The organism is Paraburkholderia sediminicola, assembly GCF_046027825.1.
Taxonomy (GTDB): domain Bacteria; phylum Pseudomonadota; class Gammaproteobacteria; order Burkholderiales; family Burkholderiaceae; genus Paraburkholderia; species Paraburkholderia sediminicola_D.
Genome location: NZ_JAQQDU010000031.1, coordinates 65149 through 86746 on the forward strand (window position 1 = coordinate 65149; position 21598 = coordinate 86746).

The 21598-nt window shown below is 60.9% G+C and carries 17 protein-coding genes, 1 tRNA gene and 1 pseudogene; 8 read left to right on the forward strand and 11 right to left on the reverse strand.

Features of this window, described 5'->3' with window-relative positions; all coding sequences use genetic code 11:
* Positions 1 to 25: 25 nt before the first annotated feature.
* Positions 26 to 2089: a DNA mismatch repair endonuclease MutL gene (gene mutL / locus PQQ96_RS18515; protein ID WP_408294677.1), complete on the reverse strand. Its 2064-nt coding sequence runs from the start codon at positions 2087 to 2089 to the stop codon at positions 26 to 28.
* A 173-nt stretch (positions 2090 to 2262) separates the two neighbouring features.
* On the opposite strand from mutL, the gene PQQ96_RS18520 reads away from it, so the two are divergent.
* Positions 2263 to 2937, forward strand: coding sequence for a DedA family protein (locus tag PQQ96_RS18520; RefSeq protein WP_408294680.1), 675 nt, complete (start codon positions 2263 to 2265; stop codon positions 2935 to 2937).
* Positions 2938 to 3106: 169 nt separating this feature from the next.
* On the opposite strand, the gene PQQ96_RS18525 is transcribed toward PQQ96_RS18520, so the two are convergent.
* The 3 genes from PQQ96_RS18525 to PQQ96_RS18535 form a co-directional block, all read right to left on the reverse strand.
* Entirely contained in the window at positions 3107 to 3919 is an 813-nt protein-coding gene (locus PQQ96_RS18525) for a mechanosensitive ion channel family protein (RefSeq protein WP_408294682.1), read from the reverse strand.
* A 193-nt stretch (positions 3920 to 4112) separates the two neighbouring features.
* Positions 4113 to 4577 (reverse strand): hypothetical protein, encoded by a 465-nt coding sequence (locus PQQ96_RS18530; protein ID WP_408294685.1) that lies wholly within the window; start codon positions 4575 to 4577, stop codon positions 4113 to 4115.
* A gap of 340 nt (positions 4578 to 4917) precedes the next feature.
* Positions 4918 to 5427, reverse strand: coding sequence for a hypothetical protein (locus PQQ96_RS18535; RefSeq protein WP_408294688.1), 510 nt, complete (start codon positions 5425 to 5427; stop codon positions 4918 to 4920).
* Between the two features lie 294 nt (positions 5428 to 5721).
* Here PQQ96_RS18535 and PQQ96_RS18540 point away from each other — a divergent pair, with 294 nt between their 5' ends.
* The 5 genes from PQQ96_RS18540 to ugpC all read left to right on the forward strand — a co-directional run bounded on the left by PQQ96_RS18540 (position 5722) and on the right by ugpC (position 11276).
* A complete protein-coding gene (locus PQQ96_RS18540) occupies positions 5722 to 6960 on the forward strand; it encodes an ABC transporter substrate-binding protein (RefSeq protein ID WP_408294691.1) in 1239 nt (412 codons plus the stop codon).
* Between the two features lie 22 nt (positions 6961 to 6982).
* Positions 6983 to 7852 carry a carbohydrate ABC transporter permease gene (locus PQQ96_RS18545; protein ID WP_408294717.1) on the forward strand — a complete coding sequence of 290 codons (870 nt, stop codon included), beginning with the start codon at positions 6983 to 6985 and terminating at the stop codon, positions 7850 to 7852.
* On the forward strand, positions 7852 to 8703 hold the full coding sequence (locus PQQ96_RS18550; protein WP_408294720.1) for a carbohydrate ABC transporter permease: 852 nt from the start codon (positions 7852 to 7854) through the stop codon (positions 8701 to 8703). The genes PQQ96_RS18545 and PQQ96_RS18550 overlap by 1 nt, the downstream gene beginning before the upstream one ends.
* Before the next feature lie 112 nt (positions 8704 to 8815).
* Positions 8816 to 10021, forward strand: coding sequence for a porin (locus PQQ96_RS18555; RefSeq protein WP_408294693.1), 1206 nt, complete (start codon positions 8816 to 8818; stop codon positions 10019 to 10021).
* 151 nt (positions 10022 to 10172) lie between these two features.
* Positions 10173 to 11276 (forward strand): sn-glycerol-3-phosphate ABC transporter ATP-binding protein UgpC, encoded by a 1104-nt coding sequence (gene ugpC / locus PQQ96_RS18560; RefSeq protein ID WP_408294695.1) that lies wholly within the window; start codon positions 10173 to 10175, stop codon positions 11274 to 11276.
* 7 nt (positions 11277 to 11283) lie between these two features.
* On the opposite strand, the gene PQQ96_RS18565 is transcribed toward ugpC, so the two are convergent.
* Positions 11284 to 12312, reverse strand: a complete 1029-nt coding sequence (locus PQQ96_RS18565) for a LacI family DNA-binding transcriptional regulator (protein WP_408294698.1) — start codon at positions 12310 to 12312, stop codon at positions 11284 to 11286.
* A gap of 129 nt (positions 12313 to 12441) precedes the next feature.
* Here PQQ96_RS18565 and PQQ96_RS18570 point away from each other — a divergent pair, with 129 nt between their 5' ends.
* Both PQQ96_RS18570 and PQQ96_RS18575 read left to right on the forward strand, forming a co-directional pair.
* Positions 12442 to 13329, forward strand: coding sequence for a phosphatidylinositol-specific phospholipase C (locus tag PQQ96_RS18570; protein ID WP_408294701.1), 888 nt, complete (start codon positions 12442 to 12444; stop codon positions 13327 to 13329).
* Positions 13330 to 13510: 181 nt separating this feature from the next.
* A complete protein-coding gene (locus tag PQQ96_RS18575; RefSeq protein WP_408294703.1) occupies positions 13511 to 14314 on the forward strand; it encodes an inositol monophosphatase family protein in 804 nt (267 codons plus the stop codon).
* 133 nt (positions 14315 to 14447) lie between these two features.
* On the opposite strand, the gene PQQ96_RS18580 is transcribed toward PQQ96_RS18575, so the two are convergent.
* The 6 genes and pseudogenes from PQQ96_RS18580 to PQQ96_RS18605 all read right to left on the reverse strand — a co-directional run bounded on the left by PQQ96_RS18580 (position 14448) and on the right by PQQ96_RS18605 (position 21535).
* A complete protein-coding gene (locus PQQ96_RS18580) occupies positions 14448 to 16007 on the reverse strand; it encodes a hypothetical protein (RefSeq protein ID WP_408294706.1) in 1560 nt (519 codons plus the stop codon).
* 521 nt (positions 16008 to 16528) lie between these two features.
* Positions 16529 to 18598: pseudogene (locus PQQ96_RS18585) on the reverse strand (type VI secretion system Vgr family protein); the annotation flags it as partial.
* A 1501-nt stretch (positions 18599 to 20099) separates the two neighbouring features.
* On the reverse strand, positions 20100 to 20480 hold the full coding sequence (locus PQQ96_RS18590) for a type II toxin-antitoxin system VapC family toxin (protein ID WP_408294708.1): 381 nt from the start codon (positions 20478 to 20480) through the stop codon (positions 20100 to 20102).
* Entirely contained in the window at positions 20477 to 20683 is a 207-nt protein-coding gene (locus PQQ96_RS18595; protein ID WP_408294711.1) for a type II toxin-antitoxin system VapB family antitoxin, read from the reverse strand. Before PQQ96_RS18595 ends, PQQ96_RS18590 begins: the two co-directional genes overlap by 4 nt.
* Before the next feature lie 100 nt (positions 20684 to 20783).
* The gene (locus PQQ96_RS18600; protein ID WP_408294713.1) at positions 20784 to 21401 is read right to left on the reverse strand and encodes a hypothetical protein; all 618 of its coding nucleotides are present in this window, start codon (positions 21399 to 21401) and stop codon (positions 20784 to 20786) included.
* A gap of 58 nt (positions 21402 to 21459) precedes the next feature.
* Positions 21460 to 21535 (reverse strand) — tRNA-Lys (locus PQQ96_RS18605).
* Between the last annotated feature and the right edge of the window lie 63 nt (positions 21536 to 21598).

Below are 21598 nucleotides of genomic sequence, written 5' to 3' on the forward strand. Positions count from 1 at the left end.
CGGATAAGCGGTCTCAGGCGCACCGTCATTGCCCACGCATGAACAACCGATCGAGATCGGACAGCGTCAACTGATACCATGTCGGACGCCCGTGGTTGCATTGGTCGGCGCGCTCGGTCGCCTCCATCTGGCGCAGTAGCGCGTTCATTTCATCGAGCGTCAGACGCCGGTTCGCGCGCACCGCGTGATGGCAGGCGAGCGTGCCGAGCAGTTCGTGCTGACGCTCGGTCAGCACGCGTGAACCGCCGAAGGCATGCAGGTCGGAGAGAACCGCGCGCGCCAGCGCCTGCAGATCGGCATCTTTCAGCAAGGCAGGTACGGCGCGGATCGCGAGCGTGGTCGGCGACAGCACGGCGAGGTCGAAACCCAGTGCGTCCAGCGTGTCGCGCTCTTCTTCGACCGTGCCGATTTCGATGGGATCGGCCTGCATGGTCTGCGGGATCAGCAGCGGCTGCACGGCGATCGCACGATCGGCCAGCGCATTCTTGAACTGCTCGTACAGGATGCGCTCGTGCGCGGCATGCATGTCGACAATCACGAGTCCATGCGCGTTCTGCGCGAGCACGTAGATGCCGTGAATCTGGCCGAGGGCGAAGCCGAGCGGTTGTTCGTCTGAGGCATTGAACGCAGGCGATGCGTATGGTCCCGAGGTGTTGTACGGGGACGGCCCTTCTGTAGCCGAGTCGCGCGCTTCGAACAACGTCGCGCCTTCCGCCGTGCCGGTGTTTGTGTCTCTACGGCCGAAAAGCGCGTCGTAGAACGCCAGCGGTTGCGCAACCGGCAGCGTGCCTTGCGTCATGCGCGCCTGGCGCATCCAGGTATTGCCTGGCTGCGAGGATCCGAATCCGCTTCCCAGCCCGCTACCCATCCCACCGCCGAGGCCGCCTGCGCCTGCGCCGAAGCCACCGCCGCCAAAGCCGCTGCCGCCCACACCCGCACCGCCCAGCGGCGTAGCGCCGAACGAAGCCGGTCCACCCGGCGACGCCTCCAGATGCGCTGCATGTCCGCCGGCGGTCGTTTCCGGCGAGGCGCCCGCGTGCCGCGCCAACGCGCGCTGTACCGCGTGGAACACGAACTGGTGGATCGAACGCGAATCGCGAAACCGCACTTCGATTTTCGACGGATGCACGTTCACATCGACCGCTTCTGGCGGCAGATCGAGAAACAGCACGTAGGACGGGTAACGGTCGCCATGCAGCACGTCTTCGTAGGCGGCGCGCACGGCGTGCGTGAGCAGCTTGTCGCGCACGAATCGGCCATTGACGAAGAAATACTGCTGATCGGCACGCCCGCGGCTCGCGGTTGGCAACCCCGCGCAGCCATAGACGGCGAGCGGTCCCGCGGATTCGTCGAGCGGCAGATGAGCCGTCGCGAACGTTTCACCAAGAATCTTCGCGACCCGCGCGGGCGGTTCGCTGGCATTCCAGTGTTCGACCGCCTTACCGTTGTGCAGGACCGAAATCGCCACATCCGGCCGTGCCAACGCAGCGCGGCGAATCTGTTCGAGGCAATGGCCGAGTTCGGTCTGCTCGCTTTTCAGGAATTTGCGGCGTGCGGGCGTGTTGAAGTACAGCTCGCGGACCTCGATCGTGGTGCCTTGGGTACCGGCAGCGGGGCTCAGCACACCGGTTTGCGCGTCGACGCGAACAGCGTGCGGCGCGTCAGCGGTGCGGCTCGTGATGGCCATCTGCGCGACCGACGCAATCGACGCCAGCGCTTCGCCGCGAAACCCCAGCGTGGCGACCGCTTCCAGTTCGGCGAGCGAGCGGATCTTGCTGGTCGCGTGACGCATCAGCGCGAGCGCGAGTTCGTTTTCGGGGATGCCGCAGCCGTCGTCGGTGATCGAGATACGTTTGACGCCACCTTCGTCGAGCAGGATGCGCAGCGTCTGCGCGCCGGCGTCGAGCGCGTTTTCCAGCAATTCCTTGACCACCGAGGCCGGCCGCTCGACCACTTCGCCGGCGGCAATCTGGCTGATCAACTGATCGGGAAGGGGCTGGATCGCCCGCAACGGGCGTGGGACGGGCGCGGCGGCGGAAACTGCGGCCGCGTCGGCGGTGCCGGCAGGCGTTTCGGAGAATTCTGACATTGCGAAATTATAGCGATTTGGCGCGAGCAGTTTTTTTATCGCAGCGGGGCACTTTCGGTATCATGGCGCGGTCAATTTCCGGCGGCGAACACGCGTTCGCTGCGCGTCGCCCGTAAGGCTGCAGACGCCGCCGTTCCCGCCACGCTCACATTCGCTTACATAAAGGACGCTTTTTGGACACGCTGCTACAGTTCGCCAATCTTGTCTTGCACATCGACAAGTTTCTGGGCGTCTTTATTCACGAGTACGGTGCCTGGGTCTATGCGGTGCTGTTTCTGATCGTGTTCTGCGAAACCGGGCTGGTTATCCTGCCGTTTCTGCCGGGTGACTCGTTGCTGTTCATCGGCGGCGCTTTTTGCGCGACCGGCGAAATGAATCTCGGTTTGCTGATCGTGCTGTTGCTCGTCGCCGCGGTTGTCGGTAACACGGTTAACTATATGGTCGGGCGGTCCATCGGGCCTCGGGTGTTCAATTCGCACATTCCTTTCCTTGAGCGCTTCCTCGACCGCTCCGCGCTGCAGAAGACGCATAACTTCTACGAAAAACACGGCGGCAAGACCATCGTGCTGGCGCGTTTCATTCCGGTGGTGCGGACTTTCGCCCCGTTCGTGGCCGGCGCATCGGAGATGACGGTTAGCCGGTTCCAGTTGTTCAACATCCTGGGTGCGCTGTTTTGGGTATTGCTGCTGGTGTTGCTGGGTTACTTCTTCGGCAACATTCCGTTCATCCGGCAGTATTTGAACCTGATCGTGCTGGTGGGTATCGGCGCGGCCGTGGTGCCGGTTGTGCTTGGCGCGCTGTGGAAAGTGACGCGTAAGAACGCCGCGGCCAAGTCGGGTAGCCGCTGACGCCTCGCGTAGTACGAAGCTAGACGAACAAACGGCGTCGCGAGTCTCGCGACGCCGTTTTCGTTTGTGCGGCCTGGTTTCTGGTGACTGGGACCGCTGAGGCAGCGAAACAACGCTTCACCTCAGCGAACGCCAACCTCAGTCCAGAGCGCTAAGCCCCGATCAGTGCTCAACTGACAATACGCGGCGCAATCGGCGTTTCCGGTGTCGGGTAGCCTGCATCCTTGAAGGTCTGGATGATCGCGCGGTTGGTGTCGAAATAGACCTGCCAGTAATGGTCGGTGTGCGTGTAGGGTCGCACGCACAGCAACGGTCCTTCCGGCGTGAAGCTCAACACTTCGATATCCGGTGCGGGACTCTCGGCCACGTTAGGGATCTGCGTAACGGCTGCCTTCAACCGGACCATCGCATCCGTCGGGTCGACGCCATTCGCAATCTTCGCGGTCAGCTCGACGCGCCGCACCGGCAAGGCGCTGTAGTTCGAGATTGTGTCCGAAAAGATCTTGTTGTTGCCCACAATGGTTACCACATTGTCGGGCGTCACGATGGTCGTGCCGAACAGCCCGAGTTCCGAAACCGTGCCCGTGACACCGCCCGCCATCACAAAATCCCCCACCTTGAACGGCCGCAATACCTGCATGAAGATGCCTGCCGCGAAGTGGGCGAGCAAGCCGCCCCAGGCAGTGCCGATCGCAAGGCCGAGGCCGGCGAGCAAGGCGGCGAACGAGGTAGTCTGGACGCCGAACACTTGCAGGATCGCGAGGATCAGCAGCAGGTTCAGCAGCGCGCCGAGAATCGAACCGAGGTAGTGGGCGAGGGTTGGATCGACGCGGCCGTTTTTAGCCAGCAGTTTGCGAAGCAGGCCGGTGATCAGGCCAATGACCCAACGACCGACGACCCACAGGACAATTGCGCCGAGTACCTTGGTGCCGAGGTCGATGCCTCGGGTCATGATGAACACGCGTACGGTTTCGAGATCCAAGATGTTCCTCGCTGGTTAAGTTGCCTTCGACTGATTGAACGACGGTAGTGCAATACAGGGGCAAATGCCCGGCAGCGGGCGCAGACGGTAACTCTCAATCTCCGGAAGTTATACGCGACGGCGCGCGCAGACGCAAGGTCCGTTCCTGTTGATGATGCGCAATGCGTGAAGGGAGAAAACGGGCCGCGTGAGACTACATCGGCAGATGCGATTCGGAATACGGGGACGTGCGAATCACCAGCGTGTTTTTGTTGGTTTTGGCGGCGCGCGTGCGACGTGCCACGTACCGCCACGCCAACGCGGCCATGGCTGCCAGCACGTACGCGCCGGCGCGTTCGAAGAATGCGCTCGACGTGCTGAACTGGCCATAGCGGCTCTGCGCATCGGCGAACACGAGAAAAGTCAGCGCGGCATCGAGCAGCAACGCAGCCAGGGCCAGCGCGACGAAAATATGCGCGCCATTGAGCGCGGCGCCGGGTGCGAGCCGGTTGCACAGATGACACACGCTCAGCACGATAGCGAGAAAGCCAAGGTTCGAGACGAGGCCGAACAGAAAATTGGTCACGTTGACGGAATGAAGGCGCAGGAATCTGCGGTGTTGCCAAAGCGTCTGCTCACACAGCGTTGCAGCGTGATTCGCAGAATCGGCGGCGATCATTGCACGTCTTTACATCTCAATAAATATCAATGTTCGGAGTCCGTTGTATCTGATCAGAATCGAAGAGGCGTGATGTAGGAATGTCTTGGTCCTTGCATGCGTTCTGATGATTGGCGCTGTGAGAATGTTTCACGCCTGTGCGGAAGACCAGGGCGATATTGCTTCGATTCCGTCGGTGTCGCGTGTCACATCAGAAGTGGTACGAAAGGCCAATTTGCAGCGTCGGATACCACTGATAGGGCGAGGCTTTGTCTCTCAGTTGTTGCAGACCGGTCGCGATAATCTCCTGGCTCATGGCAGGACCCGCGGCCTGAGTCAGCGCCGGCGACAACGTATAGGACTAGCGCGGTACGCCATAAGCGACGCCGAGATCGACCACCAGGCCGAATCCTTTGCCTGCGGGTTGCAAGCCGTAGCCCACGCCCAGATAAGGCATCACGGTCGGGTACTTGACGGTGGCGGTCGCATACTCGCCCGGAAAGGCCGGCGTGGTCGTGCCTTTGAATGTGTAGGTGCCGTTCGTGGGAACGGAACTGCCACTGACCTCGTCATCCGTGAAGCGAAGGCCGGCGGTGACGCGAAAGCCGCTGTTCGACCACGGGAACAGATCGCCGTAGAGACCGCCCTGGCGAAGACGCACGCTGTCGTCATAGCGATTTCCGCCTACCGTAAAGTCATGCGAGAGGTTGATCGCGTTGAAGTCCGCGTGTATGCCTGACCAGGACGTGACGCTCAGCGCCGCGCCGATGCCAACCCCGAGCGTCCCGCCCTCGATGAATACTTCCTGCGCGTGCGACGTTTCGATCGTGATCGCCAAACCTACTACCCAGATTACTTTTGCAGTTTTCATGGGCGCCCCCCTGGGCGGTTGGGCAACGGGGTCGTATGGCCTGGCAGCCCTGTCTTGTGGTTTTTCTTGGGGCGCTCTTCCGGCACCGTGGAGCGATCATGCTTGCGCAAGATGTGAGTGGTCTGTGGGGTGCCGAACTATTCGGACAGTCGTACCTTTCCGTTTGCTTGCCACAAATCTTTAACGATCCGCAGCGAGAATGGCGCTCGTGCCCTGAGTGGCATTCTTTTTCAGTCTGCCTTGCACACGTGTGCAACGCGCAATGACGACTCCGCCAATCCAATGAGATCTCGCATGAAACTGTTCAGCAGCCTGCGCGCCGTATCCGTCGCCGTCGCCCTATCCGTCGTGACGTTGAGCGTCAGCGCGGCAGATCTCGTGATTGCCGGCCGCGACGACATCTATGGTCGCGGCCTCACGGAGGCGGTCGCCGGTTTCACGAAGCTGCATCCCGGTGCCGACATCGAGTTGCTGAAGCTGCCGAATGCGAATCTCTATCAGAAGCTGAAGCTGTCGATGCGCGAAGGGAGCGGCGCATACGACCTCGTCATGATGGACGACACCTGGTCGCCTGAATTCATCGCGAACGGCTGGCTCAAGCCGCTGCCCGCCACGCTGGCCGATGCGGATATGGTCGCGTCGACCGTCGCGCTCGGCCGCGCGCCCTCGGGTGGCCTGTACGCGTTGCCGGTGGTCGGCAACGTCGAAATGTTCGCCTACCGCCGCGACCTGCTCGCGAAATACAAGCTGCAGCCGCCGCGCAACTGGGACGAGGTGCTGAAGATCGCACAGGTCGCCGGCGGTGCGGATGCGACCGTGTCCGGCGTGGTGTTTCGCGGAACCAAGGGCAACCCCGTCGTGACGGGTTTCCTGCCGATTCTGTGGGCGTACGGCGGTGACGTGATCGATCAGGGTGGCAAAGTCACGATCGACTCCCCGCAAGCGCTGGCGGCATTGAAGATGTTCGTCGCGCTGAAAGCCTATGCGCCGAAGGACGTTGCGGTCTACGGCGCAGCCGAAGTGCGCGACGCCTTGCAAAAGGGTGCGGCGGTGCAGGCACTCGAAGTGTGGCCGGCATGGATCCCGGCGCTCGACGATCCGAAGCAGTCGCGCGTGGTGGGCGAGGTTGCGCTGCAGGCGCCGCCCGGACAAGTGAAAGGACCGTCGCCGATGCTAGGTATCTGGCAGATGGCCATTCCGAAAGACGCGCCGCATGCGACGCTTGCGCAGGAGTTCCTCACCTATCTGACCGCGCGCGACACGCAGACGCGGCTCGCCGTGATGGGCATTCCGCCGACCCGCAAGAGCGTGTTCGAGGACCCGGCTCTTGTGCAGCAATTCCGCTGGTATCCGGATCAGCTCAAGGCGCTCGGGGCAGGCCGTGCCCGCCCGCGTGTGAAGGACTGGCAGCAGATCGAGAGCATTCTGGGGGACGCTTTGCAACTCGTGCTGACAGGGCAGCTCGCACCTGACGCAGCACTGCATCAGGCTGCCCAGAAGATCACGCCGGCGATGGCCGCAGTTGCCAAATAACGACGCTACGTTGAACTATCCCATGAACGCCGTGCGTCGATCTTTGCCATTGGTCTTGCTGGTCGGGCCGTCTGTGCTGGTACTCGGCGTACTGGCGCTGTACCCGATCCTGCGAGTGCTGGTCGATTCATTTTTCAACGTCGACTATGCGTCGGGACACCGCGCATTTACCGGGCTGGAAAATTATCGTGCGGTGCTCGGAGACAGTGAATTTACGGCCAGTTTTGTCAATACGCTCCAATTCACGGTTGTGGCATCGGTTTGCGAGGTCGTGCTGGGAGGCGCTTTGGCGCTGCTGTTTTTTCGTGCGTTTCGTGGCCGCCGCTTCGTCATACCGCTCCTTATTCTGCCGATGATGCTGTCGACGCTGGTGTGCTCGGCAATCTGGCGCAACTGGCTGAATTACAGTGGGTTTCTGAACGCCTTGCTCGCGGTGTTCGGTCTGCCGGGCGTGCAATGGCTGTCCGACCATAACCTGGCGATCTGGTCGCTCATTCTGGTGGACGTCTGGCAATGGACACCGATGGCATTCCTGATCATTCTTGCCGGTTTGCAGTCCATCGCGCCCGAGCTGTATGAAGCGGCCCGTACCGACGGTGCGAGCGAGTGGCAATGCCTGCGCCACATCACGCTGCCGCTCATCGTTCCGCAGATCGTGCTGGCGATGCTGCTGCGCTCGATCGACACCTTCAAACTGTTCGACAAGGTCTATGCACTCACGGGCGGTGGTCCTGGGAACGCGACTCAGACGCTGTCGACCTACATCTATGACACGGGTTTCCGCTTCTTCAATATGGGGCCGGCCAGTGCGGCTTCGGTGATGATGCTGCTGGTATCGGCTGTGCTTGTTTCGGCGAACGTATGGTTGTCGATCCGCAAGGCAGGCGCATGATGAATTCCGCCACGCCATCCCCTGCCTTCCGTCTGACGGGCCAGCATGCGGTCCTTTGGCTCCTGCGAGCCGCCGCACTGGTTCTGTTGCTGCTGCCCTGCGTCTGGATGCTTGGCGCCGCGTTCACGCCGACCCTCGAGCGTCTCGATCATCCGCTCGCGCTGTGGCCGCACGAGCCGACGCTGCAGCACTTCGAGTCGGTATGGGCAAGCGGCATCGGCCGCCAGTTGCTGATTTCGCTGCTCGTCAGTTGCGGCACCACGCTGCTTTCGCTGACGCTCGCGTTTCCGGCCGCCTATGCACTCGTGCGCCTGCGGTTTCCGGGGCGCCTCGACCTGCTGTTCCTGATGCTGGTGCTCGCGGTCAAGCTGATGCCGCCGATCACGGTGGCGGTGCCGTTGTTCACGCTCGCGAAAAACCTGCACCTGCTCGATTCCGAGCTCGGACTGATGCTCGCCTACCAGGTGTACACGCTGCCGCTGTCGATCTGGATGCTGCTTTCGTTCGTGCGCGAAGTGCCCATCGAGTATGAAGAGGCGGCCTGCCTCGATGGCGCCGACCTCACCCGGCGGCTCGTGCATATCGTGCTGCCGCTGTGCGCGCCAGGGCTCGTCGCCACCGCGATCTTCGTGCTGATTACCGCCTGGAATGAATTCCTGCTTGCACTGCTGTTTCTCTCCACGCCGAGCCGCTTCACGCTGCCGCTCGCCGTGGCGGGCTATGTCACGGAAAACGGTATCGATTGGGGCGATCTGATGAGCGTCGGGATGATCGCCTCGTTGCCGACACTGGCCGTCGCGGGATACGTGCAGCGTTACCTGTTGCGCGGTTTTCTAGGCGGGCTGAAGTAGATCGAATAAAGCAGGCGGCACGCGCTGCTCGATGGCGCCTGCGTCAGGTGACATTGTCAATGTGTCGGGTGCCTGCGCGCCCGTCTACCTACCACACCGGAGATCCATTCAAATGAAGAAGCACTTGGTGGTCGCGATGGCGGCTGCAGGCCTTGCAGCAACCACGACGGCCCAGGCTCAGAGCAGCGTCACGCTCTATGGGGTTATCGATAACGGCATCGTCTATCAGAGCAGCAGTACGTCGCGCGGCTCGACGACGGGTGGCCACTCGGCCGTTACGATGTCGAACGGCGCATGGGCCGGCAGCCGGTTCGGCCTGAAGGGCGGGGAAGATCTTGGTGGCGGTACGAAGGCGATTTTCCAGCTCGAAGCCGGCGTGAACAGCGCAAACGGTCAGTCGCAATTCACGGGCGGGATGTTTACGCGCCAGGAATGGGTGGGCTTGACGAATCCTGCCTACGGTACGCTCACTGCGGGGCGCCAGTACACTTCGTACTACTCGCTGCTTTCGCCGTACAGCCCGACGACCTATCTGACGGGTTTCTTCGGCGCACACCCGGGCGATATCGATTCGCTCGACACGACGATCCGCGCGAACAATTCGCTGGTCTATACGTCGCCGAAGGTCTACGGCTTTACGGTGAGCGGTTCGTATGCGCTCGGCGGCGTAGCGGGCAGCACCAATGCCGGTTCGACCTGGAGCGCGGCGATCCAGTATCTGAACGGCCCGTTCGGCATCGCAGCTGGCTTCCAGCGCGTCAACAATTCGACGCCCGGCGGTGGTGCATGGGGGACGGCCTCGACGACGAACTCGGGCGGCCAGCCTGGGGTCTCGGCCATCAACAATGGCTACCAGACCGCGCAAGGACAGCAGCGCGTCGCGGTGACGGCCGGCTACAGGTTCTCGCCGGCATGGGACATGTCGGTGTCGTACTCGAACGTTCAGTACATCCCGGGCGTGGGCTCGTCGTTCCGCAGCACGGCGACCTTCAACACGGCGGGGGCCGCATTGCACTGGAAGCCGACGGTGAGCTGGGATTTCGCGGGCGGCTACAGCTACACGCGCGCGACACAGTCGAATGGCATCACGAGCGTTGCGCAATACCAGCAGATCTCGCTGACGCAGTACTACAGCCTGTCGACGCGTACTGGCCTGTATCTGGGTGAGGCGTACCAGCACGCGAGCGGCAAGACGATCGGCTCGAACGGCGTGAGCATCATCAACGCCACAGCGTCGATCGGCGACGGCTTCAACGGCACCCCGTCGTCGACGGGGAGTCAGGTCGCCGCGGGTGTCGGCATCCTGCACCGGTTCTGACAATCGCCGCCGCCGCTGCAAGGCGGCGTGCGGCGCTCAGATCCGCAGTTGGTTGGGCTTCCCCTCGCCGCGTGCAAGGCAGGGGAGGCCGCCATGTGCAGCGGCATTGCTCCGTGGCTGGAATCGACGGTAATACGACAAGGAATACAGGGTGGCTACACTCACACTCCGTGCAGTCTGCAAGACGCGGCACGGTCGGCAACAGGTTTTGCGCGACATCGATCTTGATGTGGCGGACGGCGAATTTGTTGTGCTGGTCGGTCCGTCGGGTTGCGGCAAATCGACCCTGTTGAGGATGACGGCCGGACTCGAGACCATCACGTCCGGCGACATCAAGATCGGCTCGCGCATCGTGAATCAGATTGAGCCGCAGGACCGGAATGTCGCGATGGTATTTCAAAGCTACGCACTCTATCCCCACATGACGGTCGCGCAGAACATCGCATTCGGTCTGCGGATGCGCGGCATGACGCCGGAGAAGGTTCGCGAGCGCGTCGCGGCAACGGCACAGATGCTTTCGCTCGACGCCTTGCTTGAGCGCAAGCCGCATGCGTTATCGGGCGGACAACGGCAGCGGGTCGCCATGGGGCGCGCGATCGTGCGCGAACCCGCGCTCTTTCTGTTCGACGAACCCTTGTCCAACCTCGATGCCAAGCTACGTAGTCAGATGCGCGCTGAGATCCGCAACCTGCACACGCGGCTCGGCACGACGACGCTCTATGTCACGCACGATCAGGTTGAGGCGATGACGCTCGCGCAACGCATTGTCGTGCTGAATCAAGGGAGCATCGAGCAGATCGGGACTCCGGAGCAAATCTACGAACGCCCGCAGAGTACCTTTGTAGCCAGCTTCATGGGCGCGCCCGCGATGAATCTGCTGCGTGGCCGCCTGTCTGATGACCGGTTGCATTTCCACGTCAACGATGGACCGAGGATTTCCATTGCCGGTGCGAGCGAATCCAGCGATTCCGGCGCGGCCATCGTGGCCGGCGGCGAGTATGTGCTTGGCGTTCGCCCCGAGCATGTGATGGTTGCGGTCGGCGGAGAAGAATCCAATCAACCGGTACGGCTGTCCGTCGATGCGTGTGAGATGTTGGGCGTCGACAATCTCGCGTTCGGCCGACTGGGCAAGCAGAGTCTGGTGTTGCGTCTGCCGTATCACCGGCGACCCGCGCCGGGTGAGCTGCTCGGCGTAACGTTGCCGGCCGGGCAGCTCCATTTTTTCGATGCGCAGAGCGGTCGGCGCATCGCTTGAGTGGCGTTCAGGTGCAGCTTTTTCGCACCACGCCCGCTACCGGCACTACGTGAGTACGGGAAGCGCCGGAGAACGCGTTCATGCGGTCGACCAGCATCCCGGTCGCGGCATTTGCCAGACCGAACGTGTCCTGCTGGATGGTGGTGAGTTGGTAGTTTTCATAGCTGGCGGCAGGGATGTCATCGAAACCCACTACCCGAAGCTCATCAGGCACGCGGATCGTAAAGTGTTGCCGTGCGGCATCGATAAAACCCAGTGCGAGCAAATCGGACGAGCAGAACACGCCGTCGGGCCGCGCTTTCTGTTTCAGCAGCGCATGCGCGGCCGCGATGCCGCATTCGTAGGTATCGGCCGCCGTGACGTGCGTCTCGACCGGATGGGCGACGTGGGGGTTTTGCTTCGCAATGCGCTGGATTGCGCGAGCAAACCCGGTGCCGCGCGCTTTTCCGTTGTAGCTGGTCTTGGTCGGTCCAACGAATGCAAGCCGCGTAGCCCCGGCATCGACCAGCATTTGCGCGGCCAGCGCGGAGCCCGCCATGTTATCGCTCACCACGACGTCCGCACCGGACAGATTCGATGCGCGGTTGATCATCACCACAGGAATCTCGCCTTCGAGGTACTGGCGAGCGAGGCCGAGTGGAGGAGAGGCGGAAGTCATGATGATGCCGGCGATCCGGTAGCTCAGCAGCATGTCGAGCGAGTGCTTGATTTGCACGGGATCTTCCGCGTTCATCACGAGCGGTGTGAGCTTGTGGCGCCCGAGCGCCGCGATGATCTGCGAAAGCAGCTTCGCGCGAAACGGGTTTTCGAAACCCGCGGTCACGACGCCGACCATGCTGCTGCGCTGCATGATCATTTCGCGCGCTATCAGGTTGACTTGATAGCCGAGCGTGCGGGCAGCTTCCATGACGCGTTCCCGAGTCTCGGGGGCGATGCTGGCGGTAGGCGAGAAGGCGCGCGACACGGCAGAACGCGACACACCGGCGCGGCGCGCCACATCGGCGGCAGTAACCCAAAGCGTTTGTTTCTTCGGCATGTATTAACGAGTGAAGGGACGCGAAGCCAGCTTCCTGCAGCTTGCCCGATCAAGAGGACAAGAAGATGACCGTCAAACAATATACAACGGAAGAAAGTGATTTCCAGGCCACTTAACCCATTACAGCCCATGAACACTGACATTGCCGCCCCGGCGCTGGCTCGCTGGATGTCGAACCTTTCCGACGATGCCGCGTTGAACCAACTGACTTTGCCGGGCAGCCACGACAGCTGCGCCTATACCGTCGAGGATGCGCTTGCGAAGACCCAGGGCGCAACCCTGGCGGAACAGTTGAAGAGTGGGGTGCGGGTACTCGATATTCGCTGCCGGCATGAGGGCGATGTATTTCACATCAATCACGCGCGTATTCCGCTTGGCCTGATGTTCGACGATGTCATCGCCGTGTGCGCGGGTTTTCTGGCGCAGCATCCTGGCGAATGCATTGTGATGTCGGTCAAGGACGAATGCGGCACCCAGGGCTGCACGCGCAGCTTCGCCCAGACGTTCGAGTCGTATATCGAGCGCTATGCAGAGGTACGCTGGTATCTGGGCGACACCATTCCGCGTCTGGGCGAAGTGCGCGGCTCGATCGTGCTATTGCGCAGATTCGCAAGCGAGTCTGCGCTGGGGATCGATCTGTCAATGTGGCCTGACAACGCCACATTTGAACTCGACCAGCCGGGGGCGGCCTTTGCCATTCAGGACGAATTCCGCGTGCCGGTAGAGGCGTCGATCGACTATAAATACCGTGCGATTGAGGCCCTACTGGTTCTCACCGCGCAGAGCACGACGGAGCGCTGGGTCGTCAATTTCTGCAGCGGCACCGGGATGGGCGCCAACCCACGCAGGGTGGCCTGCGGGCGCGGCCGGTGTCGCGGTATCAATGACATGCTGGTCGAGCGCCTCGTGACTCACGACGGACCGTGCGGAACCATGATGATCGACTTCTGCGAATACGCGGACTGGGCGCTGGTTCGTGCGCTGGTGGCACGCAATGTGAGCCGGCTTCGTACTTAGACGTAGCTCGACACTATCCGGAACTTGACGCGTCATGTGCAACAGACGCTACCGCGAGACCTCTACGAAGGGATTGCGGACGGGTCCAGATAACCCTTGATGTCGCGTTGTTTCGCCATTGTTTCCACTCAATTTTGCTACCGGACGGTTGCCGTACCCGTTCGCAAAAGGATTCAGGTTCATGCATCCCATGCTCAATATCGCCGTCAACGCCGCACGCCGCGCAGCACAGATCATTACCCGCGCGTCGTTCGATCTCGATCTGCTCCAGGTCAGCAAGAAGCAGCACAACGATTTCGTCACGGAGGTCGATAAGGCGTCGGAAGCTGCGATCATCGATACGCTCAAGACCGCCTACCCCGATCACGCCATTCTTGCCGAAGAATCCGGCCAGTCGGATAACGAGTCCGAATACCAATGGATCATCGATCCACTCGATGGCACGACGAATTTCATCCACGGCTTTCCGTACTACTGCGTATCGATCGCCCTCGCGCACAAAGGTACCGTCACGCAGGCCGTGGTCTACGACCCGACCCGCAACGATCTGTTCACGGCCACGCGCGGTTGCGGTGCATTCCTTAACGATCGTCGCATTCGTGTGGCGGAACGTGACCGTCTTGCCGACGATCTGATCGGCACTGGTTTCCCGTTCCGCGACACGGCCGACCTCGACGCCTACACACGTCTGTTCGCCGAAATGGCCGGGGCCTGCGCCGGCCTGCGCCGTCCCGGCGCAGGCGCGCTCGATCTCGCGAATGTCGCGGCCGGCCGCCTCGACGGCTTCTTCGAACAGGGCTCCAGCGCATGGGACATGGCGGCAGGCAGCCTGCTGATCACGGAGGCAGGCGGTCTCGTTGGCGACTATGTCGGCGGCGCCGACTTCCTGCAACTCGGTGAAATCGTTGCGGGGAATCCGAAGGTGTACGCGCAGATGGTGCCCATGCTTACGGGCTACAGTCGCACGAAACAGCGCGTGTCCTGAAGCCTGTCGAGCAGAGGAGGGAGCGTTCTTTTTGCCCCTTCTTTTCAGGCGTTTTTCACGTGGCTGCATTGGCTATTGCGGCTGCTACAACGGGTCAGCGAAGCAGGCCAACGAAGCAGGTTAGCGAAACAGGTCAGCTCGACACATAGCGCGAAGGCAGCGGCGGCGCGTTGGGCGGAATCGTCACGAGCGATGTATTCAGCCAGCTTTGCGGCGTACCGTTTGAATTGGCGTACGCGCCGACGTACGGCATCATCAGCGTCGTCTGATACACCTGCGGTGTCCAGCCGGCCGGTGCGAGGAAGATCGACGTTGCGCGCTTCTCGCTATAGGCGGAAGCACCGTGCGTCGAGATGTTCCAGAGCGTCTGCTGATACGTATCGTAGTCTGCGTTGTGGCGCGAGCCGCCTGCCTGCCAACCCTCCAGTTGAATGAAGGTGTTGTATGTGCCGCTGCCGGCGAGCAGGTTATTGACCGTGCGGCCATACAGGAATGAGAGGATGAGCCCGCAGTTCTCAGGCGCGAAATCGCTGCCGACGCTAAGGTAGTACCTGCCTGTCGTATTGAGAAGCGATGTGTAGTGCGAATTGCCGACGTCGACGGCGGTTGTGAGGCCACTTGCACCCATATAGGTGTCGAAAGCCTGCATCGACACGCCGGCTGGCAGGTCGCTCGTTGCGCAGATCGCAACGAGGTGTGACCCTGCCGCGAGCAAGGTCAGGAACGCCGAGATGCTCGCTGCATTCCAGTTACCCGCTGCGTCGGCAAAGGCGAATGGCTGATAACCCGTGAGATTGAACACGGCCGGGTTCGAGCCGGCCTGATAGGTCATCTGCGGGACCCACATCGTCAGCGGGCCATTGTTCGCGGCGTTCGTCACGTAGCTGCTTAAGCTGTCGATCAACTGCGCGTCGGCGGCTGGCAGCGTCGTGTACGACGCGCCGTTCAACCAGCGCTGCACCCATTGCGTGACGAATCCCGCTAACTGGCTGCCCGTGAAATCGGCGGGCGGCACATAGCCGTTCGGTCCCGTACTCTGGTAAGCCGACTGGATGACGGCGGCACTGCGAATGCCGGAGCCGAACATGCTGTTTGCGAAGTCCTGGCAGTTATTGCGTGGCGGCGTCCCGAGCAAGACGAGCGGCGCGACCCAGGCACCGCTGCTCGTGGCGACGCCCCGGTACAGATTGACGTTCGCGACCGCATCGTGGCCGGGGAAAGTCGCTGCGTTCGCACCTGACACGTAGCCCGATGAGGGTGCAACGGTAACTGTCGTCGGCGACGAGCCGAACGGGTGAACGTAGGACACGGCGAAGCTGGCATCGCCTCCCGCAAGGCTGAACGAGCCCGTACAGTCGCCCCAACTGTTCGATGCGCTGACCGCTGTCGACTGACCGACAGCAATTTGGGCCGCCGACGCTTGCGGCTGCGAGCCGCTTTGGCTCGCAGCGTTGCCGTAGGCGAGCGCGAGGTCGGGAATCCAGTTGGTGAGATTGATCGTCATCGAGCGACCCGCCAGACTGCGATTGGTCGCTGCATCCTTCGCGGAGATCGGGGCCGCTGCCGGAGAGCCCCCATCGCCGCCGCAGGCGGACAGCGCAGTCACCAGCGGCGAGAGGGCGAGTGCCGCACTGCCTTTGATGAAATGACGGCGCTGCGCGGGCATCGACAGCTTCGGTTTTGTTCGAGTCATGAGAGATCCTGTCCAGGTTCAAAGAGAAAGTCCGCGACGTGCCCTGAACTTTGCACACGTGTGCAACGGTGGCCGCTATGACAGCAAGCAGGGACAGCGCCGACGGTATTTATGCTCGAATTGTGCGAAAGGATGACGACATCCCGTCGACTTGTGTCAGAAGCTGGGCGGTATCAGGTGTTGCTGGCCGAGGGGAGGGCGATCAAAAATCATTTCGATGATCAGGCGATCAAAGCGGCATTGGGGCCGTCGTTTTTTGCTCTTGGGTGTTTCGATCGGCTGAGGGACATGCGAACCCTTGGTCAAAAGCCGACAATTGGCGATTTGCTTGGGAGTTGGCGTGGAGCGCCATCAAGGAGACGGATTTGAGGATGTGCGTTGACGGAATCTGCGGGAGAGAATGGCGAACAGCGAGCGGCTCGTGGAGAGCGCGACATTGTTCGCGAAGCAAAGAAAAAGGGCTCAGCTTGCGCTGAGCCCTTTAAATCTTCGGTAGGCCGTACGGGATCCGAACCTGTGACCATGCTCTCTGGACTCGATCCGAGCATGACAGGTTTGGCAAAGGCATTGGCGTTTCCTGTCCCACCGCCTGCCGTATTACCGCCTTTGGCCACGCCCGCCTTGCTGTGCTGGGTCGCCTTCGCGAATTGTGAAAGCGCTTCGCGGCCAGGCTTCATATCCTCGGCCTTGGCGGTCGAACTTGCGGAGGACAACAACTCGACCAGCAGATCCGCACGCGCCAGGATCTCACGCGGCGCGGTGGTATCGAGCGGCTAACCGTCGGCGCTGATTTGATGTGTGCTGAAATACAGGCCCTCGCCCGCATGGACGGCACCTGCATTGTCGGTGCGCAGGGTGAACCCGCTGCCGGTGTACGCGCCACGTGAATTACCGTCCTGGATGATCTGGTAGCCGAGATGGAGACCGCTCATGCCGTGGCTGCTCATGATCCGCATGCGAGGCTGCCCCGTGGAATCATCCATGACGTGCTGGTTATAGCCGCCGCCACCGCCATACTCCAGGGACTGATAGCCGGAAAGCAGGCCGTTCGAATGCCACTGCGGTTTCGCCGCGCCGTTGTACACGCGATGAAGCGCGATCGGGCGGTCGATGTCATTGCCTATGTGGCCGATCAGCAGTTCTTCACCCGCACGCGGCATGTGGACGCCGCCGTAACCATCGCCGGTATCGGACTGCGCGACGCGTACCCAGCACGATGCACGCTCATCGCCTTCATTGAGCCGGTCCCAGATGAAGAGCACCTTCACCCGGTTCAGTTCATCGGTGTAGCACTCCTGTCCCTTCGGCCCGGCCACAATCGCAGATTCCAGTTTTGCTTCGGGCTTGCGATGTTCGAAGGGGCTCCGGTACGGCACCTTCGTACGCTGCGCTTCGACGGCGACCCGGTAGAACCCCGTGGAGCCGTCCGCGTGGCTCGCGCTGAAAATCTGACCCGGGTCGTCGGCGCGGGCCTGTGTGAGCTGATGATTCAGGCTGTGTGGGTAGTTCGCTTCGTGCCCGGCGAGCGGAAGATTGTTCTCGATGACCCACTCAACCTCGATGCTCGCGAATTCGTTCTGGTCCGCGGCGTCCTGATCGTGCTCCGGATGGCCGGTCAGCGTGAAGCGACGGCCCGCGTCCATCGCGCGCAGGCTACCCACGCCGTGAAAGCGCTTGGCCTGCGACTCCCATTCCTCCATGCGAATCTTCGACAGGTGATCGCCACGTTCCTGTTCCGGATACGTATAGCCGCCGGTGTATTCATAGACTTCTGTTTGTGAGGGCAACGCTCCCTGGTTCTCCATCGTCGGAACCGACGTCCCTTTCGGATTGGAGGGCGTCGAAGGACTCTTATAGTCGAAAGTACGCGTCGACAGCATCACGGATTGCAGTGTCCGTGTGCCCGACCATTGGGTGAGTGCATCGGCCTCACTGCTCACGCCTGCACGATAAAAGTTGATCGTCGCAGGAGAGAGTGGCTCGAGCGTTTCGAGGCGGTCGGTAATGACCAGTGTGTGCGATTTGCCGTCGGCAGCCTGTTGCCAGATTCCAAACAGGCCTTCAGACTCCAGGAGCCGGTGCACGAAATTCCAGTCGGTCTCGTTCTGCCGGCAATATGAGCGAGTCGGCAGCGATTTCGACAGCGCGAAACGGTACATCCCCTTCGCCTGTGGGTGCTGGTTGAACACATCCGAGATGATTTCGTCCGCTGCCTTGTCCTGCCAGTGTCGCTGGTCGCGGCGGAACTTCAGGAAGTGCATCCACGAGGAAAAGCCCAACTGGTAGCTTGTAAGATTTCCGTCTGCTCCCAGCCGACGAGCCGTGTGCACATAGCCGTGATGGGGCAGATAAGACCCATCAGTCTGTTCGATCCAGAGGGTAACGGCTTGGGAGATCAGCGTTTTGAGCTGAACGTCGCCCGAGGTAGCTACGCAGTCGAGTAGGAAGAAATAATCGCGGCCGATCCGTGAGCGCCCGGTGACACGGTGGGGCAACAATACGTTGTTGCCAGCCGGAGTATCCAGTTTTAGAAGACGGCCCTGCTGCGACAGTCCGCCCGTTATTGCCCCGATTATGTCCTGGGTGCTCATACCGCCTCTCGATTATTTCTGTTTTCTCGCGCGAATTTACGTATGACGATACTGCCAAAGCAATCAGATTATTATGAGTAATTGAAAAATCGGAAATTGATTTAATGCGAATTGAATATAAAGGTGAATGCCGGACTGCAAAAGCATTCACTCAGACAAGCGTGCATCGGCTGGAAATTATGGCCGCGACGCACTCGCGCGCGGCGTCGTCAATGCATCGACCGTAAGGGCGATGCCGCGGCCCGTGCTGCCCGAGGCGGTGACGCCGGATGGCGAGCCGGGAACGGGCACCGATGGCCGGCCCGCGACCGCGGTTTGCATTTCTTCGGGCGGTTATCGCTTACGGAACAACGGGTCTCACCATTCCTTGCGAGTCGAGACAATAGCTGGTGCGACTCGAATTTACTCGAAAGACCGGCGAGACAAAGGGCTGCACCGATAGCGATGGCCGCTTTCCTTGAGGACATACAGGCGGCCAAATGGCAAATTGTCAGGTGATTTGGACGAGAGTTTGATCGGATCAGCACGCCTGAACGGCCTTGATCCCGAGGCCTACCTGGTCGGACCTGAACAATCTTCAAAGCCTTGCGGGGTGAGGCTTTGAGTCTGAAATACGGTTGTGGAAATTGCAGGAACCGATAGCGCGCTGACGCGAGCCTGTCGAGATCGAATCGCGTTGCATCCGGTGACGAAATCCGTGAGGCGCCTTCCCCGATAGTCCCGCGACATTGAAAGATGGTAGTGCGCATGGCGCCCATAACCGGCGCAAGCCTATCCTGCAATACCGTGTTTTCATTGCGGTTTTTGTCGCCCGGAGTAAACGTTTTGCGTAGAGATCGCGGCTTTCACGCAAATGACAGTCCAGGCCCTATAGAAACGTTGCGTAACTCCGCGCGAAGAAATGGCGTAACGGTCGCCGTGAAAGCGTAAACGCCGTGCGTATACCGGTGCGTAAAAAATGCGTTTACCGTGCGTCATACTTTCCCGCCTTACGTTAAACCGCGTGCGAGAAAGTTGCGAACCTCGTGCGTACAGAAGTGAGCATCGGTATGTGTATCTCGTGCATACAGGCGTGCGTCAAGGTGGTTACATGTAGTGCAAACCGCGTGCGTTAAAAATGCGTTTTGGTGAAATAGTAAAATGCGCTCCACCTGCGAGCCGGAGAACAGGCGAAATCGCATGGCCTGCGCACGGTGGATACAGAACTCGCCCAGTGCCGTGCGTAACCCAAAGCGCAAGGTGAGCGTGATGCGCGCGCGGAAATGGCGAACCGCTGGCAAACCTCGCGCCTTGAGGGTGTCGGGAGGACGTGCAAACCCGTTGCGCTAACGGTGCCGAACTCGCGACGTCAAGCTTTCGGTGTGCAACGGCGGCGGCAACCTTTCCGCGACTAGCGCAAACTGCCTGAGCAATGGTGGTGAAGGCAATGAGGACATTGAGCGCCGTCTACCGGCGCTCGCCGCGACCTTCATCCTGACCAATCCCGATGATCGACGGGTATTCAATGTGCGTCGCGCGGGTAGCCAACGCCGAGCCGTCGCGCGAGTGTGGTGAGCCGGTTGTCCAGCGTCCAGATCTGGGCGCCAGGGGTCATCAAGGTCGAGGCCAGCAGCGTCAGATCAACGCCGCCACAACCTTGGCCATATAGCTGCTCGGTTTCGATGAACTGCATGACCTCGCTCCATGTCGCCTGCTGTGCACGCCGCAGCAGGCCAATATCGTGGAGGGAGCGTGCCCGCGGCGCCGGCGGAGTTCCGCACGCGAGTTCAACGAGCACGAGCGGATGAGTAAGCGCCTGATCGGTGGTGATCAGATGAACCAGGGACTCGTTGCGTCGGCGGAAATGGTCGATCCACACCGAGGTATCGATCAGTACGTTCACAGTCCGTCGTCCTCGGATCGACGCCGTGGGACATCAGCCATTTCGGGGACGGTGCCGCCGAGCGCGGCGAGGCGCTTGGCTGCCTGGACGCGGATGAACGTCTGTATCGCGGCCCGGAACAGATCGGTCTTGTCCGTGCCAGGATCGGCGAGGTCCAGCGCCTCCTGATAGAGTGTGTCGTCGATCGTAACGGTGGTCCGCATGGCAGTTTGCTCCTAAATTGATGCATATGAGAATCAATTATAGCATCAAGCGGGGTAGCCTCTGATTACCTGCCGAGTGGGCGGGGGGCGCGAGGGTTGCTCAAATCGAGAGGCTGACCCTGCGGATGTTCTTCAGTGGGTTCAAGAGACCTTCTAGTCCCCACTCCTTCCGGGCGATTTCGAAAAGATGGCTGACAAGCTGAAGCTCAAGCCGGATTGTGTTTTCGGCTCGACCCGCGGCGCGGCGTGCGTCCCGATATTTAGCGAAGTCAACGCCGCGCAGGCTAGTCAGAGTCCGATAAGCCAGGTCATGCTGCTGCCATCGGATAATTCGGGTGCGCTCCTGCTTTGGGTAACGCTTTGTTGGCACAACTTCACGCGCATAGCGATCTAGCGCCTCCCGGAGCGTCGTCCTTTCGGCTTCTGTGCGGTCGATATAGATGCCCGCATCGATCTCCGATTCGATTCGTCGGGCCCACTGCTGAGCCTGTTGATTTGTGTCGAAGGTGCGGTAAGTCGGCTTGTACCCGCGGCGACGGATTTCTACTCGCCAGTACGCGCCGCGTTGACTGATGTATGCCATTCCAGACTCCCATGCGAAGTAATAAATCGCTTGGTCTGGATTCTTCCGTTCCGGCGGAATTCCGGCAAAGGCCAGTTTTTGACGACCGGCACACGTTTCCTGTAGGCGAAAAAAAAGCACCGCGATTGCTCGCAAGTGCTTGATTTTCCTTTCAGAAAAAGGGCTTAGCCGAAGCTAAGCCCTTAAATCTTTTTGGTAGGCCGTACGGGATTCGAACCTGTGACCAACGGATTAAAAGTCCGCTGCTCTACCAGCTGAGCTAACGACCCAAAAGAGAAGCGAGATTATAGCGATAGCGCCGATGGGCTGTCAACCCATGGCAGTTGGTCGAG

Excerpts from the sequence above, each read along its gene's own strand:
- PQQ96_RS18550 (WP_408294720.1), top strand. The coding sequence starts at position 7,852 with ATGAATTCCGCCACGCCATCCCCTGCCTTCCGTCTGACGGGCCAGCAT.
- PQQ96_RS18580 (WP_408294706.1), bottom strand. The coding sequence starts at position 16,007 with ATGACTCGAACAAAACCGAAGCTGTCGATGCCCGCGCAGCGCCGTCAT.
- PQQ96_RS18575 (WP_408294703.1), top strand. The coding sequence starts at position 13,511 with ATGCATCCCATGCTCAATATCGCCGTCAACGCCGCACGCCGCGCAGCA.
- PQQ96_RS18570 (WP_408294701.1), top strand. The coding sequence starts at position 12,442 with ATGAACACTGACATTGCCGCCCCGGCGCTGGCTCGCTGGATGTCGAAC.
- PQQ96_RS18545 (WP_408294717.1), top strand. The coding sequence starts at position 6,983 with ATGAACGCCGTGCGTCGATCTTTGCCATTGGTCTTGCTGGTCGGGCCG.
- PQQ96_RS18530 (WP_408294685.1), bottom strand. The coding sequence starts at position 4,577 with ATGATCGCCGCCGATTCTGCGAATCACGCTGCAACGCTGTGTGAGCAG.
- PQQ96_RS18565 (WP_408294698.1), bottom strand. The coding sequence starts at position 12,312 with ATGCCGAAGAAACAAACGCTTTGGGTTACTGCCGCCGATGTGGCGCGC.
- PQQ96_RS18595 (WP_408294711.1), bottom strand. The coding sequence starts at position 20,683 with ATGCGGACCACCGTTACGATCGACGACACACTCTATCAGGAGGCGCTG.
- mutL (WP_408294677.1), bottom strand. The coding sequence starts at position 2,089 with ATGTCAGAATTCTCCGAAACGCCTGCCGGCACCGCCGACGCGGCCGCA.
- PQQ96_RS18540 (WP_408294691.1), top strand. The coding sequence starts at position 5,722 with ATGAAACTGTTCAGCAGCCTGCGCGCCGTATCCGTCGCCGTCGCCCTA.
- PQQ96_RS18535 (WP_408294688.1), bottom strand. The coding sequence starts at position 5,427 with ATGAAAACTGCAAAAGTAATCTGGGTAGTAGGTTTGGCGATCACGATC.
- PQQ96_RS18555 (WP_408294693.1), top strand. The coding sequence starts at position 8,816 with ATGAAGAAGCACTTGGTGGTCGCGATGGCGGCTGCAGGCCTTGCAGCA.